The sequence below is a fragment of the Streptomyces sp. NPDC039462 genome (assembly GCF_055639375.1).
In genome coordinates, this window is record NZ_JBVKAO010000008.1 from 111,757 (window position 1) to 131,742 (window position 19,986).

Consider the following 19,986-nt stretch of genomic DNA (forward strand, 5'->3'; position numbering starts at 1 on the left):
CGGTCCGTTGGTACATGCCGGAGGCCCTACCCCGGGCCCGGCCGGTCTCGTGGGCCTCTGCACGGAATGACGGAATTTAGCCCTCCCGACGTTCCAGGTCCCGCTTTCTCCTCCTTTCCGCATCAGGGACGCACGTCATCCCCAGGTATGACAGGACGCCCTCAAGTCCGACTCGAGAGGGCCCCGGGAACCGGAACAGCGGCTGACTACATGGCGCTGATCGGCCGGGACGATGGAGTACGTCCCCACTCGTCGTCCCGACAGGAGCACCACCCCGTGACCACCACCCCTTTCGCCACTCGCGCCACCGCCGTGGCCGCGCGCGCCACGGAACTCTCCAAGGTGTACGGACAGGGTGAGACCCAGGTGGTCGCCCTGGACCGGGTCTCCGTCGACTTCGGGCAGGGCGAGTTCACCGCGATCATGGGCCCCTCGGGCTCCGGCAAGTCGACCCTGATGCACTGCGTCGCCGGCCTGGACAGCTTCAGCTCCGGCTCCGTGCGCATAGGCGAGACCGAGCTGTCCACGCTCAAGGACAAGCAGCTCACGAAGCTCCGCCGGGACAAGATCGGCTTCATCTTCCAGGCGTTCAACCTGCTGCCGACCCTGACGGCCCTGGAGAACATCACGCTGCCGATGGACATCGCGGGCCGCAAGCCGAACCGCGAGTGGGTCGAGCAGGTCATCGAGATGGTCGGCCTCTCCGGGCGCCTCAAGCACCGGCCCACCGAGCTCTCCGGCGGCCAGCAGCAGCGCGTCGCCGTGGCCCGCGCCCTCGCCTCCCAGCCGGAGATCATCTTCGGTGACGAGCCGACCGGAAACCTCGACTCGCGCTCCGGCGCGGAGGTCCTCGGCTTCCTCCGCAACTCCGTCCGCGACCTCGGGCAGACCGTCGTGATGGTCACCCACGACCCGGTCGCCGCGTCGTACGCGGACCGCGTGATCTTCCTCGCGGACGGGCGCGTCGTCGACGAGATGCACCGGCCGACCGCGGACGGGGTGCTCGACCGCATGAAGCACTTCGACGCGAAGGGCCGCACGAGCTAGTGGCCGCTTGGCCTCGGGCGGTCCCCCCTACCGCCGTCGAGGTCCGGAATTCGTCGGGACTGCGGGCCATCCGTGGCTTGTCGCGCAGTTCCCCGCGCCCCTGGGAGGCCCCTGCGGGGCGCTCCCCCCTCACTTCACCCTGGACTCACACCCATGTTCCGTACCGCCCTGCGCAACGTGCTCACGCACAAAGCCAGGCTGTTGATGACCGTGCTCGCCGTCATGCTCGGCGTCGCCTTCGTCTCCGGCACCCTGGTCTTCACCGACACCTTCGGCAACGCCTACAAGAACAAGTCGGCGAAGAGCTTCGACCACGTCTCCGTCGCCATCACGTCCGCCAGTGACTCCTCCGGCGACGACAGCGGCCGGGGACCCAAGCAGAAGCCCGAGCTCACCGACTCCCTCCTGAAGAAGGCCGACGGGCTGCCCGGCGCCGGTGCCGTGCTCGGCTCCGTCTCGGGCTTCACCGCGCTCGCCGACAAGGACGGCAAGCTGGTGGGCGGCGAGTGGGGCACCACCGGCGCCAACTACTTCCCGGGCAAGGACGGCAAGGACCCGCGCTACGACTTCACCGAGGGCACCGCCCCGAAGTCCGCCGGTGACATCGCCCTCGACTCCCGCACCGCGGGCCGCACCGGCTACCAGGTGGGCGACTCCGTGCGCTACTCCACCGACGGCCCGGTGCGCACCGCGAAGGTCAGCGGCATCTTCGACACCGACGAGGGCAGTGTCGTCGCGGGCGGCAGCCTGGTCGTCTTCGACAACAAGACCGCGCTCAAGGAGCTCAACAAGAACCAGTACGACGAGATCGACGTGAAGGCGGCCGCGGGCACCTCCGAGGCGGTCCTGGAGAAGTCGGTCGAGAAGATCCTGCCCAAGGACTCCTCGACGATGACGGGCGGCGAGCTCAAGGCCCAGCAGGACAGGATGATCGAGGAGCAGACCAGCTCCATGAGCCAGGTCCTGCTGATCTTCGCCGGCATCGCGCTCTTCGTCGGCATCTTCATCATCGCCAACACCTTCACCATGCTGGTCGCCCAGCGCACCAAGGAGCTCGCGCTCATGCGGGCCGTCGGTGCCTCGCGCCGCCAGGTGACGCGCTCCGTGCTGATCGAGGCCTTCCTCGTCGGCATGATCGCCGCCGTGAGCGGTTTCGCGCTCGGCATCGGCGTGGCCGTGGGCCTGGAGTCCCTGATGAACTCCGCCGGCGCCTCGCTGCCCGACGGACCGCTCGTCATCGCCCCGACCACGATCGTCGTGGCGCTGCTCATCGGCGTGGTCGTGACCATGCTGGCCGCCTGGCTGCCGGGCCGCCGCGCCGCGCGCATCCCGCCGGTCGCCGCGATGAACAGCGTCCACGCGACGCCGACCGTGCGGGGCCTGGTGGTCCGCAACACCATCGGTTCGGTCATCGTCGCGCTCGGCGCGGTGATGCTCTTCATGAAGGACAACTACGTGAAGTCGGGCGGCGCGGGCGTCATGCTCGTCGGCGTCATCGTCCTCACGCCGCTGCTGTCCCGCCCATTCATCGCCGCGTCGGCGCCGCTCCTGAAGCCGTTCGGCGTCACCGGCAAGCTGTCGCGCCTCAACTCGGTGCGCAACCCGCGCCGCACGGCCTCCACGGCCGCTGCCCTGATGATCGGTCTCACCCTCATCACGGCGATGACCGTGGTCGCCACCTCGATGAGCACCGCCATCAACAAGATGGCCGCCGGCGCCATGAAGGCCGACTACAGCGTCTCCATGGCGAACTTCCAGCCGCTGACCCCCGAGGTCCGCGAGAAGCTGGACAAGATCCCGGACGTCGCGGCGACCACCCCGCTGCGCAGCACCTACGGCGAGGCCGACGGCGGCTTCGTCTCCATCTCCGGCGTCGACCCGAAGACCTTCGGCGAGCTGGTCGGCCTGGACTTCACCAGCGGCTCGGTGGCCGGCCTGAAGTCCGGCGGCGTGCTCGTCGACACGGACACCGCCAAGGACAAGGGCCTCAAGGCGGGCGACACCCTGCCGCTGAAGTTCGACGACGACGGCAAGAAGGTCCGGCTGAAGGTCGCCGGTGTCTACGAGGGCAACGAGATGCTCAACGGCCTCTTCGCGCCGACCTCCGTCGTCGACCCGCACCTGACCAAGGTCGTCGACAAGCAGGTCCTCGTGAAGATGAAGGACGGCACCTCCGACAAGGCCGAGGACGCCATCGTCAAGGCCCTCGGCGAGAACCCCGCCATCACCGTCCAGGACAAGGACGCGATCAGCAACCAGGTGGCCGGTGCCATCAACATGATGCTGAACATGCTCTACGGCCTGCTGGCCATGGCCGTCCTCATCGCGGTGCTCGGCGTCATCAACACCCTCGCGATGTCGGTGTTCGAGCGGAAGCACGAGATCGGCATGTTGCGGGCGATCGGCCTCGACCGCGCGAAGGTCAAGCAGATGGTGCGCCTGGAGGCGGTCATCATCTCCCTGTTCGGCGCGGTGCTCGGCATCGGTCTCGGCCTCTTCATGGGCTGGGTCGCGGGCGGCACGATCTCGAACAGCGTCTCCACGTACTCGATGGAGATCCCGTTCGGCCGGATCGTGATCTTCCTCGGGATCGCGGCCCTGGTCGGTGTCCTCGCGGCGATGTGGCCGGCCCGCAGCGCGGCGAAGCTGAACCCGCTGATGGCCATCAAGAGCGAGTAGCGCTCCGCTCGGCAGTACGGAAAAGGGCCCCGGCGAGGGGAATCTCGCCGGGGCCCTTCGGCTTGCCCTGTATCGCCGCTGCGCGGCTCGTCCTCAAACGCCGGACGGGCTGAGACGGTCAGCCGCGCCAGTCCCTCGTCCGCAGGCTCAGGCCCGAGGCCCCGGTCTCCGGGGTCTTCACCGCGAGGACCTGGTTGACGCCGATGCGGTTGTGTTCGAAGGCCAGCGCGGAGGCGGCCATGTAGAGGCGCCAGATGCGGGCGCGGCCGGGTGAGGTGAGCCGCCGGCCCTCCACCCAGCGCGCCTCCAGGTTCGCGACCCAGCGGCGCAGGGTGAGGGCGTAGTGCTCGCGGATGGACTCCAGGTCGCGGACCTCGAAGCCGGCCCGCTCCAGGAGCGCCACCGTGGTGCCCACGGGCGCCAGCTCGCCGTCCGGGAAGACGTACGCGTCGATGAACTCGTCCACGGAGTACGCCGATTCGTCGGCCTGCGGGCGGCGCGCGATCTGGTGGTTGAGCAGCCGCCCGCCGGGCTTGAGGAGGGCGTACAGGTCGCGGGCGTACTCCAAATAGCGTTCGCTGCCGACGTGTTCGGCCATGCCGATGGAGCTGATAGCGTCGTACGGTCCGTCGCGCACGTCGCGGTAGTCCTGGACGCGGATCTCGATCCGGTCCGTCAGTCCCTCCTCGGCCACCCGCTTCCTGGCGTAGGCGGCCTGCTCCTGGGAGAGGGTGACGCCGACGACGCTCACGCCGTGCTCGCGTGCCGCGTGGATCGCCATGGAGCCCCAGCCGCATCCGACGTCGAGCAGCCGTATGCCGGGCTTCAGGCCGAGCTTGCGGGAGACGAGTTCGAGCTTGTCGCGCTGGGCGTCCTCCAGGGTGCCGTCGGGCGACTCCCAGTAGGCGCACGAGTAGACCATCGACGGGCCGAGGACCAGTTCGTAGAAGTCGTTGCCGACGTCGTAGTGGTGGCTGATGGCGCGGCGGTCGCTGCCCTTGGTGTGCAGGTGGAGACGGCCGTGTCTGCGCATCTCCTCGGGCGGCGGGGCGGGCGGCAGGAAGGGGGCGGAGAGGGCGACCAGGGAGCGGACCGCGGCGCGGAACTCCGGGTCGCGCAGGGACTGCCGCAGGCTCCTGGCACCGTCGTCGCGCTCCCAGATGAACTCCGCCATCGTGTCCAGGGCTTGGTACAGGTCGCCCTCGACGTCCAGGTCACCGGCCACCCAGGCGCGGGCGAGGCCCAGCTCCCCCGGCTTCCACAGGAGGTGGCGCAGGGCGCGGCGGTTGCGTACGACGAGGGCGGGGGCGTTCGGCGGGCCCGACTCCGACCCGTCCCAGGCGCGGATACGCACCGGCAGCGGGGCTCCCATGAGCTGCTCGGCGAGGGTCTTCAGCCGCTGTGCGGCGTCCTGCATGGCGCACACCTCCGTGGATGGGGCATCCCTTGTTGTGACAATGAGGGAAAATCCCGGAACGGTCCAACACCACGTCAACACCGAAGGGGCCTGGACGCAGTCCCGTTGCCGCGTCACGGTACGGCAAAATAGATGCCCCCGGCATCTATTTTTCGCCGGACACGCCGAAGGGGCCGCCCGCACCACGGATGGCGGGCGGCCCCTTCGGGTGGATCAGTGACGCGAGGTCAGGAGGCCTTGGCCTTCTCCTCGGTCTTCACCGCGGGCGCCGGCTCGGCGGCGGCAGCGGGCTTCGGGGCGGGCTTGGCCGCCTCGTAGAACTCCTCGCGCGGGGCCTCCAGAGCACCCAGGGAGACGACCTCGCGCTTGAGGAACATGCCGAGCGTCCAGTCCGCGAAGACGCGGATCTTGCGGTTGAACGTCGGCATCGCCATGCCGTGGTACGCGCGGTGCATGTACCAGGCGAGACGGCCCTTGAGCTTGATCTTCATCTTGCCCATGACGATCATCGCGACGCCCTTGTGCAGGCCGAGACCGGCGACCGCACCCTTGTTGGCGTGGCTGTACTCCTTCTGCGGGAAGCCCCGCATGCCGGAGATCACGTTGTCGCCGAGGACCTTCGCCTGCCGCAGCGCGTGCTGGGCGTTCGGCGGGCACCAGGCGTTCTCGTTGCCGGCCTTGCGGCCGACGACGTCCGGCACCTGGGCGTTGTCGCCCGCGGCCCAGATGTAGTCCGTGCCCTGCACCTGGAGCGTCGTCTGGGTGTCCACGTGGCCGCGCGGGCCGAGCGGCAGACCGAAGCGGGACAGCGCCGGGTTCGGCTTGACGCCCGCGGTCCACACGATCGTGTTCGAGTCGACCTCGAGGCCGTTGTTCAGGACGACGTGGCCGTCCACGCAGGAGTCCATGCCGGTCTTCAGGTAGACCTCGACACCGCGGCCCTCGAGGTGCTCCTTGCCGTACTGGCCGAGCTTCGGGCCGACCTCGGGGAGGATCTTGTCCGCGACGTCGACGAGCACGAAGCGCATGTCCTCGCGCTTCACGTTCTTGTAGTACTTGGCCGCGTCGCGGGCCATGTCCTCGACCTCGCCGATGGTCTCCGCGCCCGCGAAGCCACCGCCGACGAAGACGAAGGTCAGCGCCTTGCGGCGGACCTCCTCGTCGGTCGTGGAGTCAGCCTTGTCCAGCTGCTCCAGGACGTGGTTGCGCAGGCCGATGGCCTCCTCGATGCCCTTCATGCCGATGCCCTGCTCGGCGAGGCCGGGGATCGGGAAGGTGCGGGAGACCGCGCCCATCGCGATGACCAGGTAGTCGAAAGGCAGCTCGTAGGCCTCGCCGACGAGCGGCGCGATCGTGGCGACCTTGCGGTCCTGGTCGATGGTGGTGACCCGACCGGTGAGGACTTCCGCCCTCGGCAGTACGCGTCGCAGCGGTACGACGACGTGCCGCGGCGAGATGCTGCCGGCGGCGGCTTCGGGGAGGAAGGGCTGGTAGGTCATGTACGACCGGGGGTCGACGACCGTGACGGTCGCCTCTCCGAAGCGCATCTTCTTGAGAATGCGCCGAGCTGCGTACAGGCCTACGTACCCACCGCCTACTACGAGGATCCTGGGACGCTCCGTGGTGCTCATGCCATCGAGTATCCACCCGCCCGGCGGGGGTCGCTCGTGCGCCCCTTCACAAGCATGCCAAGGGCCTCTGCTACACTTCGCCGCCCACGTGACCGAGGTCATGGTGCCGGTGGGGAACCACGATGCCACACGAGTCGTTGTGCACCCCTTGTGAGCTGCACTCCGAGGCCCCGCCCGGCCCGAACCGGAGCCCGACACCACACTCCGGTGACCCGCACGAAACATCCCGGCCACGGGCGCGGCCCTTCGAAAAGCCCCCTTTAGGCGGCCCGACACCGTCGAACCTCGCCCATCAGGGCCTTTTTCCTTGTGAAGAACTTCACGAACTTTCCCGCGAGCGGGTTCAGGCGAGCGACCAGCCGATGCCGTCGAGGATGTCGTGCTCGCTCACCACGACCTCGCGCGCGCCCACCCTGTCCATGATCGCGAGCAGCACCAGGGCGCCCGCCGCGATGACGTCGACGCGGCCCGGGTGCATCACCGGGATCGCGGCGCGCTCGTCGTGCGTGGCGTGCGTGAGGCGGTCCACGATGGCGCTCACCTGCTCGTACGGGATGCGGGCGTGGTGGATCGCCCGCCAGTCGTACGTGTCGAGGCCGAGCGCGATCGCGGCGACCGTGGTCACCGAACCCGCGAGGCCGACCAGCGTGCGGGCCTCCTTGAGCGGCACCGTGCGCTCGGCCAGGTCGAGGGCGGCCTCGATGTCGGCGCGGATCGCGTCGAGCTGCTCGGCCGCGGGCGGGTCGGTGACGACCCCGTCGCGTACGAGATGACGCTCGGTCATGCGGACGCAGCCGACGTCGACGGAGCGGGCCGCCCGCACGTGGTCCGTGCCGACCACGAACTCCGTGGAGCCGCCGCCGATGTCCACCACCAGGTAGGGCGCGGCGACGTCGTCGCGGCCCGTCAGCTCCTTGGTGGCGCCGGTGAAGGAGAACTCGGCCTCCTGGTCGCCGGAGATGACCTCGGGCTCGACGCCCAGGATGTCCAGGACGCCCTGGACGAACGCGTCGCGGTTCTCGGCGTCGCGGGACGCCGAGGTGGCGACGAAGCGGACGCGCTCGGCGCCGTGCTCCTTGATGACGGCGGCGTACTCGCGGCAGGCCGCGAAGGTGCGCTCCAGCGCCTCGGGGGCGAGACGCCCCGTCCTGTCGACGCCCTGGCCGAGCCGGACGATCGTCATCCGCCGGTCCAGGTCGACCAGTTCGCCCGTGGCCGGGTCGGCGTCCGCCACCAGGAGGCGGATCGAGTTCGTGCCGCAGTCGATGGCGGCGACGCGGGTCACTCGGCGCCCCCGTCGGCGGCGGCGTCGGCGGTGGCGTCCGTGCACGGCGTGACGCACGGGCCCTTCGCCCACCACTCAGGGAGCATCGCGATGGCCTCGTCGCCCAGCGGGTTCACACCGGGGCCGGCGGCCAGCGAGTGACCGACCAGGACGTGCAGGCACTTCACGCGGTCCGGCATGCCGCCCGCGCTCGGGAAGCCCTCAAGGACCTCGATGGCGTCACGGCGCGCGATGTAGTCCTCGTGCGCGGCGCGGTACTGCTTCGCCAGCTCCTCGTCCGTCGTGAGCCGCTCCGACATCTCCTTCATGACGCCGTTGGCCTCCAGCGTGCCGATCGCGGAGGCGGCCCGCGGGCACGTCAGGTAGTACGTCGTCGGGAAGGGCGTCCCGTCCGGGAGGCGCGGCGCCGTCTCGACGACGTCCGGCTGTCCGCAGGGGCAGCGGTGCGCGATGGCCCGCAGGCCGCGCGGCGGTCGGCCGAGCTGCTGCTTGAAGGCCTCGACGTCGGCGTCGGTGGGCTCGGTGCGCGGGGTGCTCGGCGGGGGCGTTTCCATGCCTGTCTTTCGTGTCGGTACGGGTCGGGTACGGATCGGGGAGTCAGTCGTCGGGGCGGTCGGCCTTGTCGACGCCGTCCCAGACGTTCGAGTACCAGGGGCGCGCTGCCGCCCCCTGGTCCGTGCGGCGGCTCTGTGCCGCCGCCGGGTCGATCACCGTGAAGCCGGTCTCGCCCGGCATCACGTAGTGCAGGCGGTCGCGGATGCGCTGCTCCGCGTACGCGTCGTCCTGCCAGCGGGCCTTTTCGTCGCGGAGCTTCTCGACGTCCGCGCGGTGCTCGGCCTGCTGTCTGCGCAGGTCGTCGATCTCGGCGCGCTGCGAGACGTACTGCCGCATCGGGTACGCGAGCGCGACGACCAACGAGCAGAGCACGAGCGCGAGAAGGGCGGCCCGCCCGGTGAGCCGGGAGCGGCGGGCCTGGCGCTTGGTCTGGGAGCGGTAGACGCGCTCCGCGGTCTGCTCACCGAGCAGCCGCAGACGGGTCGCGGTGGAGAACCGGTCCTTGGTCCCGGCCTTGGCCATGGTTCCGCCTCCCCGGCGCAGCGCCTGCACGTACGTACGTCCCCGCACACGGTACGGGACCATGTGCGGGGACGTAGGTAACCCGGCGTCACTGCCGGGCTTCGTGCGTGATCAGCCCTGAAGCGGTGATCAGCCCTTGAAGCGCGGGAACGCGCTACGGCCCGCGTAGACCGCCGCGTCGTCGAGGATCTCCTCGATGCGCAGGAGCTGGTTGTACTTGGCGACGCGCTCGGAGCGGGCCGGGGCGCCGGTCTTGATCTGGCCGCAGTTGGTGGCGACGGCGAGGTCGGCGATGGTGACGTCCTCGGTCTCGCCGGAGCGGTGGGACATCATGCACTTGAAGCCGCTGCGCTGGGCCATCTCGACGGCGTCCAGGGTCTCGGTCAGCGAACCGATCTGGTTGACCTTGACGAGCAGGGCGTTGGCCGAGTTCTCCTCGATGCCGCGGGCCAGGCGCTCCGGGTTGGTGACGAACAGGTCGTCGCCGACGAGCTGCACCTTGTCGCCGAGCTTCTCGGTGATGGCGTTCCAGCCGGCCCAGTCGTCCTCGAACAGCGGGTCCTCGATGGAGACGAGCGGGTACGAGGCGACGAGCTCCTCGTAGTACTCGGTCATCTCGGCGGCCGAGCGCTCCTTGCCCTCGAACTGGTACTTGCCGTCCTTGTAGAACTCGGACGCGGCGACGTCGAGCGCGAGCGCGATCTGCTCGCCGGGGACGTAACCGGCCTGCTTGATGGCCTCGAGGATGAGGTCGAGGGCGGCGCGGTTGGAGTCCAGGTTCGGGGCGAAGCCGCCCTCGTCGCCGAGGCCGGTGGAGAGGCCCTTGTCCTTCAGGACCTTCTTCAGCGTGTGGTAGACCTCGGTGCCCCAGCGCAGGGCCTCGGAGAAGGACTCCGCGCCGATCGGGGCGATCATGAATTCCTGGATGTCGACGTTCGAGTCGGCGTGCGACCCGCCGTTCAGGATGTTCATCATCGGGACGGGCAGCAGGTGCGCGTTCGGACCGCCGAGGTAGCGGAAGAGCGGCAGGTCGCTGGCCTCGGAGGCGGCGTGCGCGACGGCGAGCGAGACGCCGAGGATGGCGTTGGCGCCGAGCGAGCCCTTGTTGTCGGTGGCGTCCAGGTCGAACATCGCCTGGTCGATCAGGCGCTGCTCGGTGGCGTCGTAGCCGACGAGCTCCGGGCCGATCTGCTCGATGACGGCGAGGACGGCCTTCTCGACACCCTTGCCCTGGTAACGGTTGGGGTCACCGTCACGGAGTTCGATGGCCTCGAAGGCACCGGTGGAGGCACCGGACGGGACGGCGGCACGACCGGTGCTGCCGTCGTCGAGGCCGACCTCGACCTCGACCGTGGGGTTGCCTCGGGAGTCCAGGATTTCCCGGGCTACGACGACGTCGATGGACGGCACGAGCATCTCCTTCTGGGAGTGTGACGCGTAAACACGATTACGCCGGGCCGCTTCGGCCCTGCGTCTCCTGAGCCTAACCGGCTCCGGGCCTTCGGCCAGCCGACCGCCCGTCCCCTGGGACGACACAAGGCCCATATGGCGCGGAAACAGGGCGTAAGGCCATGTTCTCTACTCGCTAGTAGCGAACAAGAGGGGCCGGAGGCGGCGGAGGGAACGGGTGCGGACATGCCCCCGCCCCGGTGCGTACGGGGGATACGCGCACCGGGGCGGGGAGCCCGTGGGGACGGGGGGTACGGCCGTGCGTCCGCCGAGGCACGGCCGTGACCGGCCGGGTCAGCTCAGGTGGAGCTGCTGGCCCGGGTAGATGAAGTCGGCGTCGTCGATGATGTCGCCGTTGAGCTTGTAGACCTTCTGCCAGCCGCCCTTGACGTCGTGCGCCTGGGCGATCTTGGACAGGGTGTCGCCCGTCTTGACCTTGTACTCGCCGTCGCCCTTCTCGACCTTCTTGCCGGTCGGGGTCTCGACGGTCTTCTTGGTCTCGGTCTGCGGCGTCGGCTGCGGCTTGGGAGCGGCCTGCTTCGGCGCGGCCTGCTGCTGCGGAGCGGCCTGCTGCTGCGTCTGCTGCGGCTGCGGCTTGCTCTGCTGCTGCGGGGCCTGCTGCTGCGAGCCGCCGCCGTTGTACGCGGCGCCCGAGAGGCCGACGCCACAGCTCGGCCAGGCGCCCTTGCCCTGGCCGGCGAGGACCTTCTCGGCGATCTCGATCTGCTGGGCCTTGGAGGCCTTGTCGGCGGTCGGCGCGTACTTCGTGCCGCCGTACGCGGCCCAGGTGGACGGCGAGAACTGGAGGCCGCCCTGGTAGCCGTTGCCGGTGTTGATGGACCAGTTGCCGCCGGACTCGCACTGGGCGACGGCGTCCCACTCCTGACCGGTGGCGGCGTTGGCCGAGCCGGCCGCCATCAGCGGGGCGGCGACGGCGGCGCCGGTCACGCCGACGAGCGTGGCGACACGAGTGGCCTTGGACGGGCGACGGTGCTTGCCCTTGCCGGAAAGCAGCATGAGTTCATCCCCTACACCGACGCCTGCGAGGTGAGCTGTCGGGTTCGGGCCGATGTGGTTGCCCGGCCGCACTCTCGCGAGTGCGGCTTCACCCCTAGCCGCATGACACGGCACTTACCTTGGGTCCCCCGCTCCTGCCCACGGCGCTCTTGAGCGACGACTGTTCCCGTCCGGCCGTTGGCAGGATTCGGCGTACCGACCGGCGGGGCTCACCAGTGGCGAGCGGTCACGACCGTAGACACGCTCCCCACCGAATTTCAAAGACGATCAGGGCTTCTGAGACCCATCTCTCACTCGCGCCAAACCGGACAACACCGGCCAAGTCCCCCGCAGACGCATCGTCAAATCCCGTTACTTTTCGCCCACATCGAGGCTCTGACCGGGGAGGATGAGATCCGGGTCGCCTCCGACGGTCTTCTTGTTCTCGCTGTAGAGCTCGTGCCATCCGCCGTCGACCCCGAAGTCGTCCGCGATGACCGAGAGGTTGTCCCCGGAACGCACGGTGTACGTCCCGTCGGCGAGCTTCTCGGAGCGGTCGGCGCCGCGCGAGGCGTGCCGTCCGGGGCGGTCGCCGGCGCTGTCGCTCTCGTCCGCGCGGTCGCCGCGGTGGCGGCCGGAGGAGGAGCTGTTGGGGTCGGTGGCGTCGTCGGCCGGGTCGGTCGACTTCTCGGGCGCGGGTGAAGTGGTGTCCTTCTGGCCGGACTTGCCGGAGTCGCCCTTGCCGTCGGCGTCTTCGGCGTCGCCCTTGCCGCCCTTGCCGTCCTTTTCGCCGGACTCGTCGTGATTCTTCTCTCGCGAACCGTCGCCGGAGGCGGGCGTGTCGCTCGCGTCGTCGGAGGGCCGCTCCGGGTCGGCGGAGTCCGTGGTCTCGCCGGAAGACTTGTCCGTCCCCTTCTCGGGGGCCTTGGAGTCCTTGGAACCCTCGGGCTCCTTGGCGTCCTTGGAATCCTTGGAGCCCTCGGGGTCCTTGGAGTCGGCCGAACCCGTCGAGTCGGAGGGCGTCGGGGTGACGGGCCCGCCCGGGTCGACGTCGGCCGCGGCACCGCCCTTGCTGAGCCCGGCGATCGGGGCACAGCTCGGCCAGGCCGCGGTGCCCTTGTCGCGGAGGATCTTCTCGGCGACGGCGATCTGCTGCGAGCGGCTGGCCTGGTCGGGGCTGGTCGCGTAGTCGAGGCCGCCGTACGCCTCCCACGTCTCCTGCGAGAGCTGGAGGCCTCCGTAGTAGCCGTTGCCGGGGTTGGCGCTCCACGCGCCGCCGCTCTCGCACTCGGCGAGCTTCTCCCACGTGGTGGTCTCGGCGGCGCTCGCGCTGGTGGCGCCGAGCAGCGGGATGGCGATGGCTGATCCGGTGACACCTGCCGCGACGATGAGGGCCGGGGCCTGGCGGGGGCGTCGGTGACGACCATTGCCGGAGAGCATGCGGGTGCCTTTCAGGAGACTGCAGCGACGACTTGGGCGCCTGGGGCGCTCAAGTCGTCGTGAACGTAGCCGCAGTCGAACGCTTGTCACAAGTCGATGCAGCAGAGATCACGTGAACATCACAGTCCTGACGGCCCGTCAGTGGGGTGTACGCCGGGCACCGTTTTCTGTGCGGTTGTGAACTCCACGGGCAGCGTGCGCAGTCCTCGCATGATCAGCCCGCCACGCCACCGCAAATCCGCGGGATCCGCCGCCAGTTGCAGGTCGGGAAGGCGTCGCAGCAGGGTCGCGAGGGCGGTGCGGCCCTCCAGGCGGGCGAGCGGGGCGCCGAGGCAGTAGTGGATGCCGTGCCCGTATCCGAGGTGCTGATTGTCACGGCGGGAGAGGTCGAGGGTGTCGGGATCGTCGAACCGGGCGGGGTCGCGGTCGGCGGCGGCGAGCACGACGAGGACGGGGTCGCCCGCCGCGATGTCCTGTCCGCCGATGCTGAGCGCCTCGGTCGCGAACCGCCAGGTGGCGAGCTCGACGGGCCCGTCGTAGCGCAGCAGTTCCTCGATGCCGGTCTCCAGGAGGCCGGTGTCGCCGTCGTCCAGCGCCCTCTGCAGCCGCTCGCGCTGCTCGGGGTGGGTGAGGAGGGCGTACACGCCGTTGCCGATGAGGTTGACGGTGGTCTCGAACCCGGCGAAGAGGAGGATGAAGGCCATCGCGGCGGCCTCGTTCTCGGTGAGGTGCTCGCCGTGGTCGGAGGCCTTGATGAGGCCGGAGATGAGGTCGTCGCCCGGTTCGAGGCGCTTGCGGTGGATGAGCTCGGCGAGGTAGCCCCGCATCTTCTTGACGGACCGGGCGACACCGCCCCTGGGCCCGCCCCCATGTCGGATCATCATGCCCGCCCAGTCGCGGAAGTCGTCCTGGTCCTCGCGGGGGACGCCGAGCAGGTCGCAGATGGCGTAGATGGGGAGGGGGAAGGCGAACTCGTGGATGAGGTCGGCGCTTCCCTCGCGGGCGAACCGGTCGATGAGCTGGTCCGTCAGCTCCTGCACCCGCGGCGCGAACTCGGCGACGCGGCGCGGCGTGAACGCCTTCGCGACGAGGCGGCGCAGCCGGGTGTGGTCCGGCGGGTCGATGTTGAGCAGATGCGTCATCAGCTCGGCCTTGCGCTCGCCCGGGATGCCGGTCTTCCCCTTGGCGTGGGCGGGCTCGGCGTGGTGGGCGGGATTCTTGCTGAGCCGCTGATCGGCAAGGGCCTGCCGCGCATCGGCATACCGGGTGACCAGCCAGGCCTCGACCCCACTGGGAAGCCGCTGCTTGCTCACGGGCTCGTGCTCGCGCAGCCAGGCGTACGCGGGATAGGGGTCGGTGGCGAACTCCCAGCTGAAGAGTTCGGGCTGCGGGGTCGCCCCGGGCGCGGGGGTGGCTCCTGCGGGGCAGGTCGCGGGCGGCTGGTCGTGCATGCGGCGACCGTATCCCTAGGGGGAGCCGGGGCTCTTCCTCGGGCGTCAGTCGAAGTGAGGGTCCGGGGAGTGGATGGAGAGGGGGCCTGTGGGGCGGAGGGGGCCCTTCAGGCGACGGGTCGCTGAGGCGTCGCCCTCGGATTGGGCGATGCGGAAGTAGTGGACCGCCAGGTGCTGGTGGACCTGGCCGAGCAGGGCGGCCGCCCCGGTCTCGCCCGCCTTCGCGGCGGCCGTGAGATAGGGGAGCGCCTCCTCGTACGCGACCCGGGTCGCGAGGAGGTGGCCGAGGCGGCCGGCCGCCCGGGAGTGCCCGCGGTCGGCGGCCTTACGGAACCAGTCCTCGGCGGCCGCCGTGTCCCCCTCGTCCCCCGCCAGCAGGCCGAGCCATGACATGGCGTCCGCGTCCCCGTTCGCGGCGCGGGGCATGAGAGTCAGCCGGAAGGCGGTCACCAGACCGCGCAGCTCGGCAGGTTCATGCGGCTCCAGTTCCTCGTACGCGCGGACCCACACGCCGTCCGGCACCGGCTCCGTCAGCTCGGAGCGGGCCGCGTCCGCGATCAGCGAGCCGTACGCCCGCCAGGTGCCGGGCCACTCCCCCGGTACGAGCAGGCCCGTCACGCCGTGCCGGGGCGCGGTGGCCCAGGCGAGCGCCTCCTCGAACGTCTCCTCGGACGTCGCCCCGGTCACGAGGGGGCCTTCCAGGTCGTACTCCTCCTGGACCTTCCTCAGCAGTTTCGGCGTGACGCCCCGGGTCAGCCCGCACCGCGCCAGGTCGATCGCCGCGCGCACCAGGAGGTGGCCGAGCAGCCGCGTGCCCGCGCGGCGCGCCCTGCGCCACTCCTCCCACAGGTCCGGGCCGAGGGCGAGGAACTCCGTGATGCCGAGGTCCCCGCGCCAGCGGACGGCGTCCGTCAGGCGCGGGTCGTCGGCCGTCGCGAGCCGCGCCAGCTCCGCCTCGCTCCACTCGGTGGGCACCTCGACGGTCTGCGCGACGCTCAGGACGCGGGCGGCCGGATGGTGTCCGAAGCGGTGTCTGTCGTACGCCTCGTCCCGCATCGTCGCCAGGACGAGGACGCGGTCATGGGTGAGCCTGGCGAGGACGCCGGGGGTGCCGGGCTCCGCGAGGTGGCCGTCCAGGTCGTCCAGCCACACCACGTGGGTGCCCGTGGCCTCCCGGCCCCGGAGCTGGTCCGGGAGGTCGCGAAGGTTCGCTCCGCCGCTCGCGACGAAGACCCGGGCGTCCTCCGCCACACTCGCCCGCAGGGCCGCCCACGCCGTCGAGGTCTTTCCGGACAGGGGGCCGCCCGTGACGATGACGAGGCCGCCGTAGTGCGCGGCCTGCTTCAGGAGGACGGTCAGCTCGTCGTCGCAGTCCCTGGTGACGTAGGGCGGCAGCGCCGTCGTACCGGCCGGTCTGCGGGTGGGGCGCACGCCGAGGCCGAGGCGGCGGAGCCCGTCGAGGCGGGGCCAGCCGTCGGCGGCGGCGTGCTGGGGTGCGGGTGACGGGGCTGGGGCGTTGACGGTGAGCGAGCCGATGGAGTCGGCCTGCACGACGGTGCTCTGCGCGCCGCCGGTGACGGAGTTCCGGGCGGCGGCATCGGCCTGCTTCTCAGCCTCCTTGTCACCTTCGGACTGGTCGGCGGTGTACCAGGCAGGGGGCGCATAGTCGATGGAGGAGTCCGCGAGGTCGGCGACGACGGCGGCCGGGGCGACGTCGCAGCCCGCCGTCGGTGCCACGGGCCGACCGGCGTCGGGGGCGAGGACGGCCATGACCGTGCGGAGGCGGCTCGCCTGCTTTCGGCCTCCGGCCCTGAGGCAGCCGTGCAGTATCTCGGCCCAGGCCAGCCGCAGCGCGACTTGGTCGAAACTCCCACTCCGTCCCGCCGCCCGTCGCCTGCCGGCCTTGAGCTCGCCCTCGGCCACTCCGGCAGGCGACTGCTCGAAGAACTCGGTGAACAGAACGCGTGCCGTCCCCCATCTGCCCTCGTCCCCCTGCATCGCCGCCACGAGGACATTCGCCGCCTCGGCGGCCAGCGCCTCCAAATCCGTTGCCACACAAGCCCCCACGCCCGTCGAACCGCCTCAGGAGGCAACGGTACTAAGCGTCCGCCCCCTCGGCCGCCCGCACCGCGTCCCGGTAGGCCCGCGCGGCCGCGCGGAGTGCCGCCTCGGGGTCGACGCCCTCCGCCTCGGCGCGCAGGGCCAGGGCGAGCAGTTCATAGCCGACGCCCTGCCCGGAGGGCACCTCCACCTCAAGGCCCGCTGTCCGCACCCGGGACGCCAGCTTCGCGGCCAGCGCCAGGCCGGGCTGGCCGAGCGGGATGCCCTCGGTGACCGACGTGCGCTGCTTCTCCTCCGCCTTCGTGCGGAGCCAGTGCGCCTTCACGTCCTCCGGCGTGTCCGCCGAGTCGTCGCCGAAGACGTGCGGATGGCGGTGGATGAGCTTCTCGACGATGCCGCCCGCGACGTCGTCGATGGAGAACGGCTCGTCGCCGGGCTCGCCGGAGGCCTCCTCGGCGATCCGTGCGTGGAAGACGACCTGGAGGAGGACGTCGCCGAGCTCCTCGCGCAGCTCCTCCCTGTCGCCCTCCTCGATCGCCTCGACCAGTTCGTACGCCTCCTCGATCGCGTACTTCGCGAGACCCTTGTGCGTCTGCTGCGAGGACCACGGGCACTCGTCGCGGATCTGGTCCATGACCTGGACCAGGTCGAGCAGGCGGGCGCCCGGCAGGTCGTACGACCCGGGGAGGAGCTCCAGGTCCGGCATGGCGACGCGGCCGGAGCCCGCGAGCCGGGCCAGGCCGTCCGTGAGTTCCCGGTCGCCCTCGGCGGTGGCGACGACCACGACCGTGCGGCCGCCCGCGCAGGCGTCGACCAGCTCCTGCGCACCGGGCGCGGCCTGCTCGACGCGCACGCCCGCCTCCCGCAGATACGGCAGCTGCGGGTGGGAGGCGTCGGCGCACAGCACCGCGTCGGCGCCGTGCAGCGCCTGCCAGGCGGGCCAGGACAGGAGGCCGGGCGCGACCCGGTGGCTGGAGGTCAGCAGGATGACGCGGCCGGCGGGCGCGTCGGCGGAGTCGGCCGGGGGCGTGGTCTCGGTCTCGTTCACCCGTCGAACGTAACCCAGCCCGCCGGCGGCCCTCCCCTATACTCCTGCGCCTTCTACGCCGGCCTTTCCTCCGCCGATGCCCCGGCGTCGGTGACCTCGCGCACCCACGGGGTCTTCGCGTCCGTGCGCTTGTTCTTGTCGACGTCCCATGCGCCGTAGCGCGGGTTCAGGTCGATGTCGAGCTTCTTGGAGGCGGCCGAAAGGGCCTTCCAGAACACCGCCTGGCCCTCGGGCGACTGCATGTCCGCGTCCAGCTTCTTCGCGAGCTTCTGCGCCTCGATCTCCGTGCGCAGGCTGTCGTCGAGGCGCGCCGGGGCCACGCCGTACTGCTGCAGCCAGGACTGCTCGAGGGCCTTCTTGCCGCCCTCCTGCTGCTCCATGGCGGCCCGCATGGTCTGGATGTCGCGGCGCGTGACGCTCACCCCGGCGTCGGTGGCCGCGCGGTGCAGGACCTTGTCGAGCACCATCGTGTGCAGGGTGTTGCGGGTGAGGCCGCCGGACTTGGCGATGGCCTGGGAGTACTGCGCGTCGTCGGGGATGGCGGCCCGCTGCGCCTCGCGCACCTCGTTCACCCGGCCCTCCAGCTGCGCGACCGTGATGCGGTCGCCGCCCACGACGGCCGCGGCGCCTGGGTGCGCTTCGCTGCCGCAGGCGGTGAGGAGGGGAGCGGCGGCGAGCGCGGCGGTGGAGAGGATGAGCGCGGTGCGACGGCTGTTGCGGCGGTGCAAGGTGGGCCTCCCTGCTACGAGTTTGTGCGTCGGTGCACAAAGTCCGGCAGTGATCGATGGTAGGCAGTGGCCGTCTTCTCGGCCAGCCATTCGACCAACGATTCGGCCGGAGTTCGGGCACCCGGCACCACTCCACCGCCCGTCGCTAACCGCGCACCTGTCCGAGCCACTGGAGCGTGCGCCGGATCTCCGCGGGGAACGGGTGGCCGGGGCCGTGCAGCAGCTCCGCGTCGTGCAGCAGCCGGGCCAGCGTGTCGTGGGCGGCGTGCCGGTCGCCGAGGGCGAGGAGCAGCTGGCCGATGCGGCGGCGGATCTCCAGGGACTGGTGGCGGTCCTCCGTCGCGTACTGGTTCTCGTAGTAGGGGAGCAGCGCGCGGTACTCGGCGAGGGCCGCGGCCGGTTCGCCGAGCTGTTCCAGGCACTGCGCGGCCTCGTACCTGAACTGGAGCGAGTGCGGGTCGGCCTGTCCTGACTCGGCGGCGCGCTCGTCGGCGAGGCGGCGCAGTTCGGGCAGGGCGCGGCGGTACTGGCCGTCGTCCATGAGGGTGGCGGCGTACTGCTTGCGCAGGGTGCGGACGACGGGTGAGTGCTCGCCGTGCTTGGCGGCGGCGGCCGGGAGGATCGCGCCGAGGATGTCCACGGCCTGGGTGATGCGGCCCTCGCCGAGGAGCCGCTTGACGTCCTCGACGGCCCGGGCGATGTCCTGCCCGGGGGGTGCGTCCGGTGTGCCCGGGGGGTGCGGCGGCATGTCGGGGGCGGGCGCGGGTGTCGTCGCGCGGTCCGGCCACGGTGCGTGCGGGCGCACGAAGGGGCGGGTGGGGTCGAGGGGGTGGCCGGCGGGGATGCCGCGGGCGGGCAGCAGCGGCGCCAGTTCCGCGTAGACCTCCTGGGCGCTGCCGTGGCGGTGCTGGGGGTCCTTGGCGAGCAGCCGCAGGACGAGGGTCTCCAGGGCCTCGGGCACCTCGGGGCGCAGCCGGCGGACCGGCAGCGGCGGTTCGTAGAGGTGGCGGTGGAGGACGCCGAGGGCGGTGGATCCGGAGAACGGCACGTCGCCGCTGAGGAGTTCGTGCAGCAGTACGCCGAGTGCGTAGAGGTCGGTGTACGGGCCGACCGCGCCGCCCATGGCCTGTTCGGGGGCCATGTAGGCGGGGCTGCCGATGGGCGATCCGGTGTGGGTGAGGCGGGTGGTGTCGGTGTCCATGACCGAGGCGATGCCGAGGTCGAGGATGGAGACGGTGCCGTCCTGCTTGACCATGACGTTCCGCGGCTTGAGGTCGCGGTGGACGATCGGCACGGCGTGCACCGCGGAGAGCACGGCGCACAGCTGGGCGGCGACGGCGACGGCCCACTGCCAGGGGTAGGGGTCGTGCTCGGCGAGGTGGTCGCCGAGGTCGGCGCCGTCGACGTACTGCATGACGAGGTAGAGGTCCTCGCCCTCGCTGCCCGCGTCGTGCACGGTGACGAGGCCGGGGTGGTCGACCTGCGCGGTGACGCGGCACTCGCGCACGAAGCGGCGGCGCAGCTCCTCGGCCTCGGCGCCCGCGACCCGGTCGGGCCTGAGCAGCTTGACGGCGACGCGCCGGTCCAGGCGCTGGTCGTAGGCCGTCCAGACCTGGCCCATGCCGCCCTGGCCGATGAGCGTGGAGAGTTCGTAGCGCCCGGCGACGACGCGCACCG

Annotated in this window: 14 protein-coding genes, 2 pseudogenes and 1 riboswitch; of the genes and pseudogenes, 2 read left to right on the plus strand and 14 right to left on the minus strand. The window is 71.0% G+C overall.

Annotated elements, in window-relative coordinates; translation table 11 throughout:
- Window positions 1-276 precede the first annotated feature (276 nt).
- Both ACZ7LU_RS33735 and ACZ7LU_RS33740 read left to right on the plus strand, forming a co-directional pair.
- Complete coding sequence (locus ACZ7LU_RS33735) at window positions 277-1,047, plus strand: ABC transporter ATP-binding protein (RefSeq protein WP_398303537.1); 771 nt, start codon at window positions 277-279, stop codon at window positions 1,045-1,047.
- Window positions 1,048-1,200: 153 nt separating this feature from the next.
- Window positions 1,201-3,726, plus strand: coding sequence for an ABC transporter permease (locus tag ACZ7LU_RS33740; protein ID WP_471918904.1), 2,526 nt, complete (start codon window positions 1,201-1,203; stop codon window positions 3,724-3,726).
- Window positions 3,727-3,844: 118 nt separating this feature from the next.
- Here ACZ7LU_RS33740 and ACZ7LU_RS33745 read toward each other — a convergent pair whose 3' ends face one another.
- The 14 genes and pseudogenes from ACZ7LU_RS33745 to ACZ7LU_RS33810 all read right to left on the minus strand — a co-directional run bounded on the left by ACZ7LU_RS33745 (window position 3,845) and on the right by ACZ7LU_RS33810 (window position 19,984).
- Window positions 3,845-5,143: a class I SAM-dependent methyltransferase gene (locus ACZ7LU_RS33745; protein ID WP_468087353.1), complete on the minus strand. Its 1,299-nt coding sequence runs from the start codon at window positions 5,141-5,143 to the stop codon at window positions 3,845-3,847.
- Window positions 5,144-5,370: 227 nt separating this feature from the next.
- On the minus strand, window positions 5,371-6,774 hold the full coding sequence (locus ACZ7LU_RS33750) for an NAD(P)/FAD-dependent oxidoreductase (protein ID WP_398303531.1): 1,404 nt from the start codon (window positions 6,772-6,774) through the stop codon (window positions 5,371-5,373).
- A 343-nt stretch (window positions 6,775-7,117) separates the two neighbouring features.
- Window positions 7,118-8,059 (minus strand): Ppx/GppA phosphatase family protein, encoded by a 942-nt coding sequence (locus ACZ7LU_RS33755; protein ID WP_471918905.1) that lies wholly within the window; start codon window positions 8,057-8,059, stop codon window positions 7,118-7,120.
- A complete protein-coding gene (locus ACZ7LU_RS33760) occupies window positions 8,056-8,613 on the minus strand; it encodes a DUF501 domain-containing protein (RefSeq protein WP_468304613.1) in 558 nt (185 codons plus the stop codon). Before ACZ7LU_RS33760 ends, ACZ7LU_RS33755 begins: the two co-directional genes overlap by 4 nt.
- 43 nt (window positions 8,614-8,656) lie before the next feature.
- Window positions 8,657-9,136, minus strand: a complete 480-nt coding sequence (locus ACZ7LU_RS33765; RefSeq protein WP_398303525.1) for a septum formation initiator family protein — start codon at window positions 9,134-9,136, stop codon at window positions 8,657-8,659.
- A gap of 129 nt (window positions 9,137-9,265) precedes the next feature.
- Window positions 9,266-10,546: a phosphopyruvate hydratase gene (gene eno / locus ACZ7LU_RS33770; protein ID WP_362998513.1), complete on the minus strand. Its 1,281-nt coding sequence runs from the start codon at window positions 10,544-10,546 to the stop codon at window positions 9,266-9,268.
- 333 nt (window positions 10,547-10,879) lie between these two features.
- Window positions 10,880-11,083 (minus strand): annotated as a pseudogene (locus ACZ7LU_RS33775) (LysM peptidoglycan-binding domain-containing protein); the annotation flags it as partial.
- 123 nt (window positions 11,084-11,206) lie between these two features.
- Window positions 11,207-11,602: pseudogene (locus ACZ7LU_RS33780) on the minus strand (transglycosylase family protein); the annotation flags it as partial.
- Between the two features lie 4 nt (window positions 11,603-11,606).
- A riboswitch (cyclic di-AMP (ydaO/yuaA leader) is annotated at window positions 11,607-11,758 on the minus strand.
- A 195-nt stretch (window positions 11,759-11,953) separates the two neighbouring features.
- On the minus strand, window positions 11,954-13,021 hold the full coding sequence (locus ACZ7LU_RS33785; protein WP_471918906.1) for a LysM peptidoglycan-binding domain-containing protein: 1,068 nt from the start codon (window positions 13,019-13,021) through the stop codon (window positions 11,954-11,956).
- A 119-nt stretch (window positions 13,022-13,140) separates the two neighbouring features.
- Window positions 13,141-14,472, minus strand: a complete 1,332-nt coding sequence (locus tag ACZ7LU_RS33790; RefSeq protein ID WP_471918907.1) for a cytochrome P450 family protein — start codon at window positions 14,470-14,472, stop codon at window positions 13,141-13,143.
- A 45-nt stretch (window positions 14,473-14,517) separates the two neighbouring features.
- A complete protein-coding gene (locus ACZ7LU_RS33795) occupies window positions 14,518-16,527 on the minus strand; it encodes a tetratricopeptide repeat protein (protein ID WP_471918908.1) in 2,010 nt (669 codons plus the stop codon).
- A gap of 43 nt (window positions 16,528-16,570) precedes the next feature.
- A complete protein-coding gene (locus ACZ7LU_RS33800) occupies window positions 16,571-17,581 on the minus strand; it encodes a nucleoside triphosphate pyrophosphohydrolase (RefSeq protein WP_471918909.1) in 1,011 nt (336 codons plus the stop codon).
- A 53-nt stretch (window positions 17,582-17,634) separates the two neighbouring features.
- Complete coding sequence (locus ACZ7LU_RS33805) at window positions 17,635-18,309, minus strand: SurA N-terminal domain-containing protein (protein WP_471918910.1); 675 nt, start codon at window positions 18,307-18,309, stop codon at window positions 17,635-17,637.
- A 145-nt stretch (window positions 18,310-18,454) separates the two neighbouring features.
- Window positions 18,455-19,984 carry a serine/threonine-protein kinase gene (locus ACZ7LU_RS33810; RefSeq protein WP_468715489.1) on the minus strand — a complete coding sequence of 510 codons (1,530 nt, stop codon included), beginning with the start codon at window positions 19,982-19,984 and terminating at the stop codon, window positions 18,455-18,457.
- Window positions 19,985-19,986: the final 2 nt, after the last annotated feature.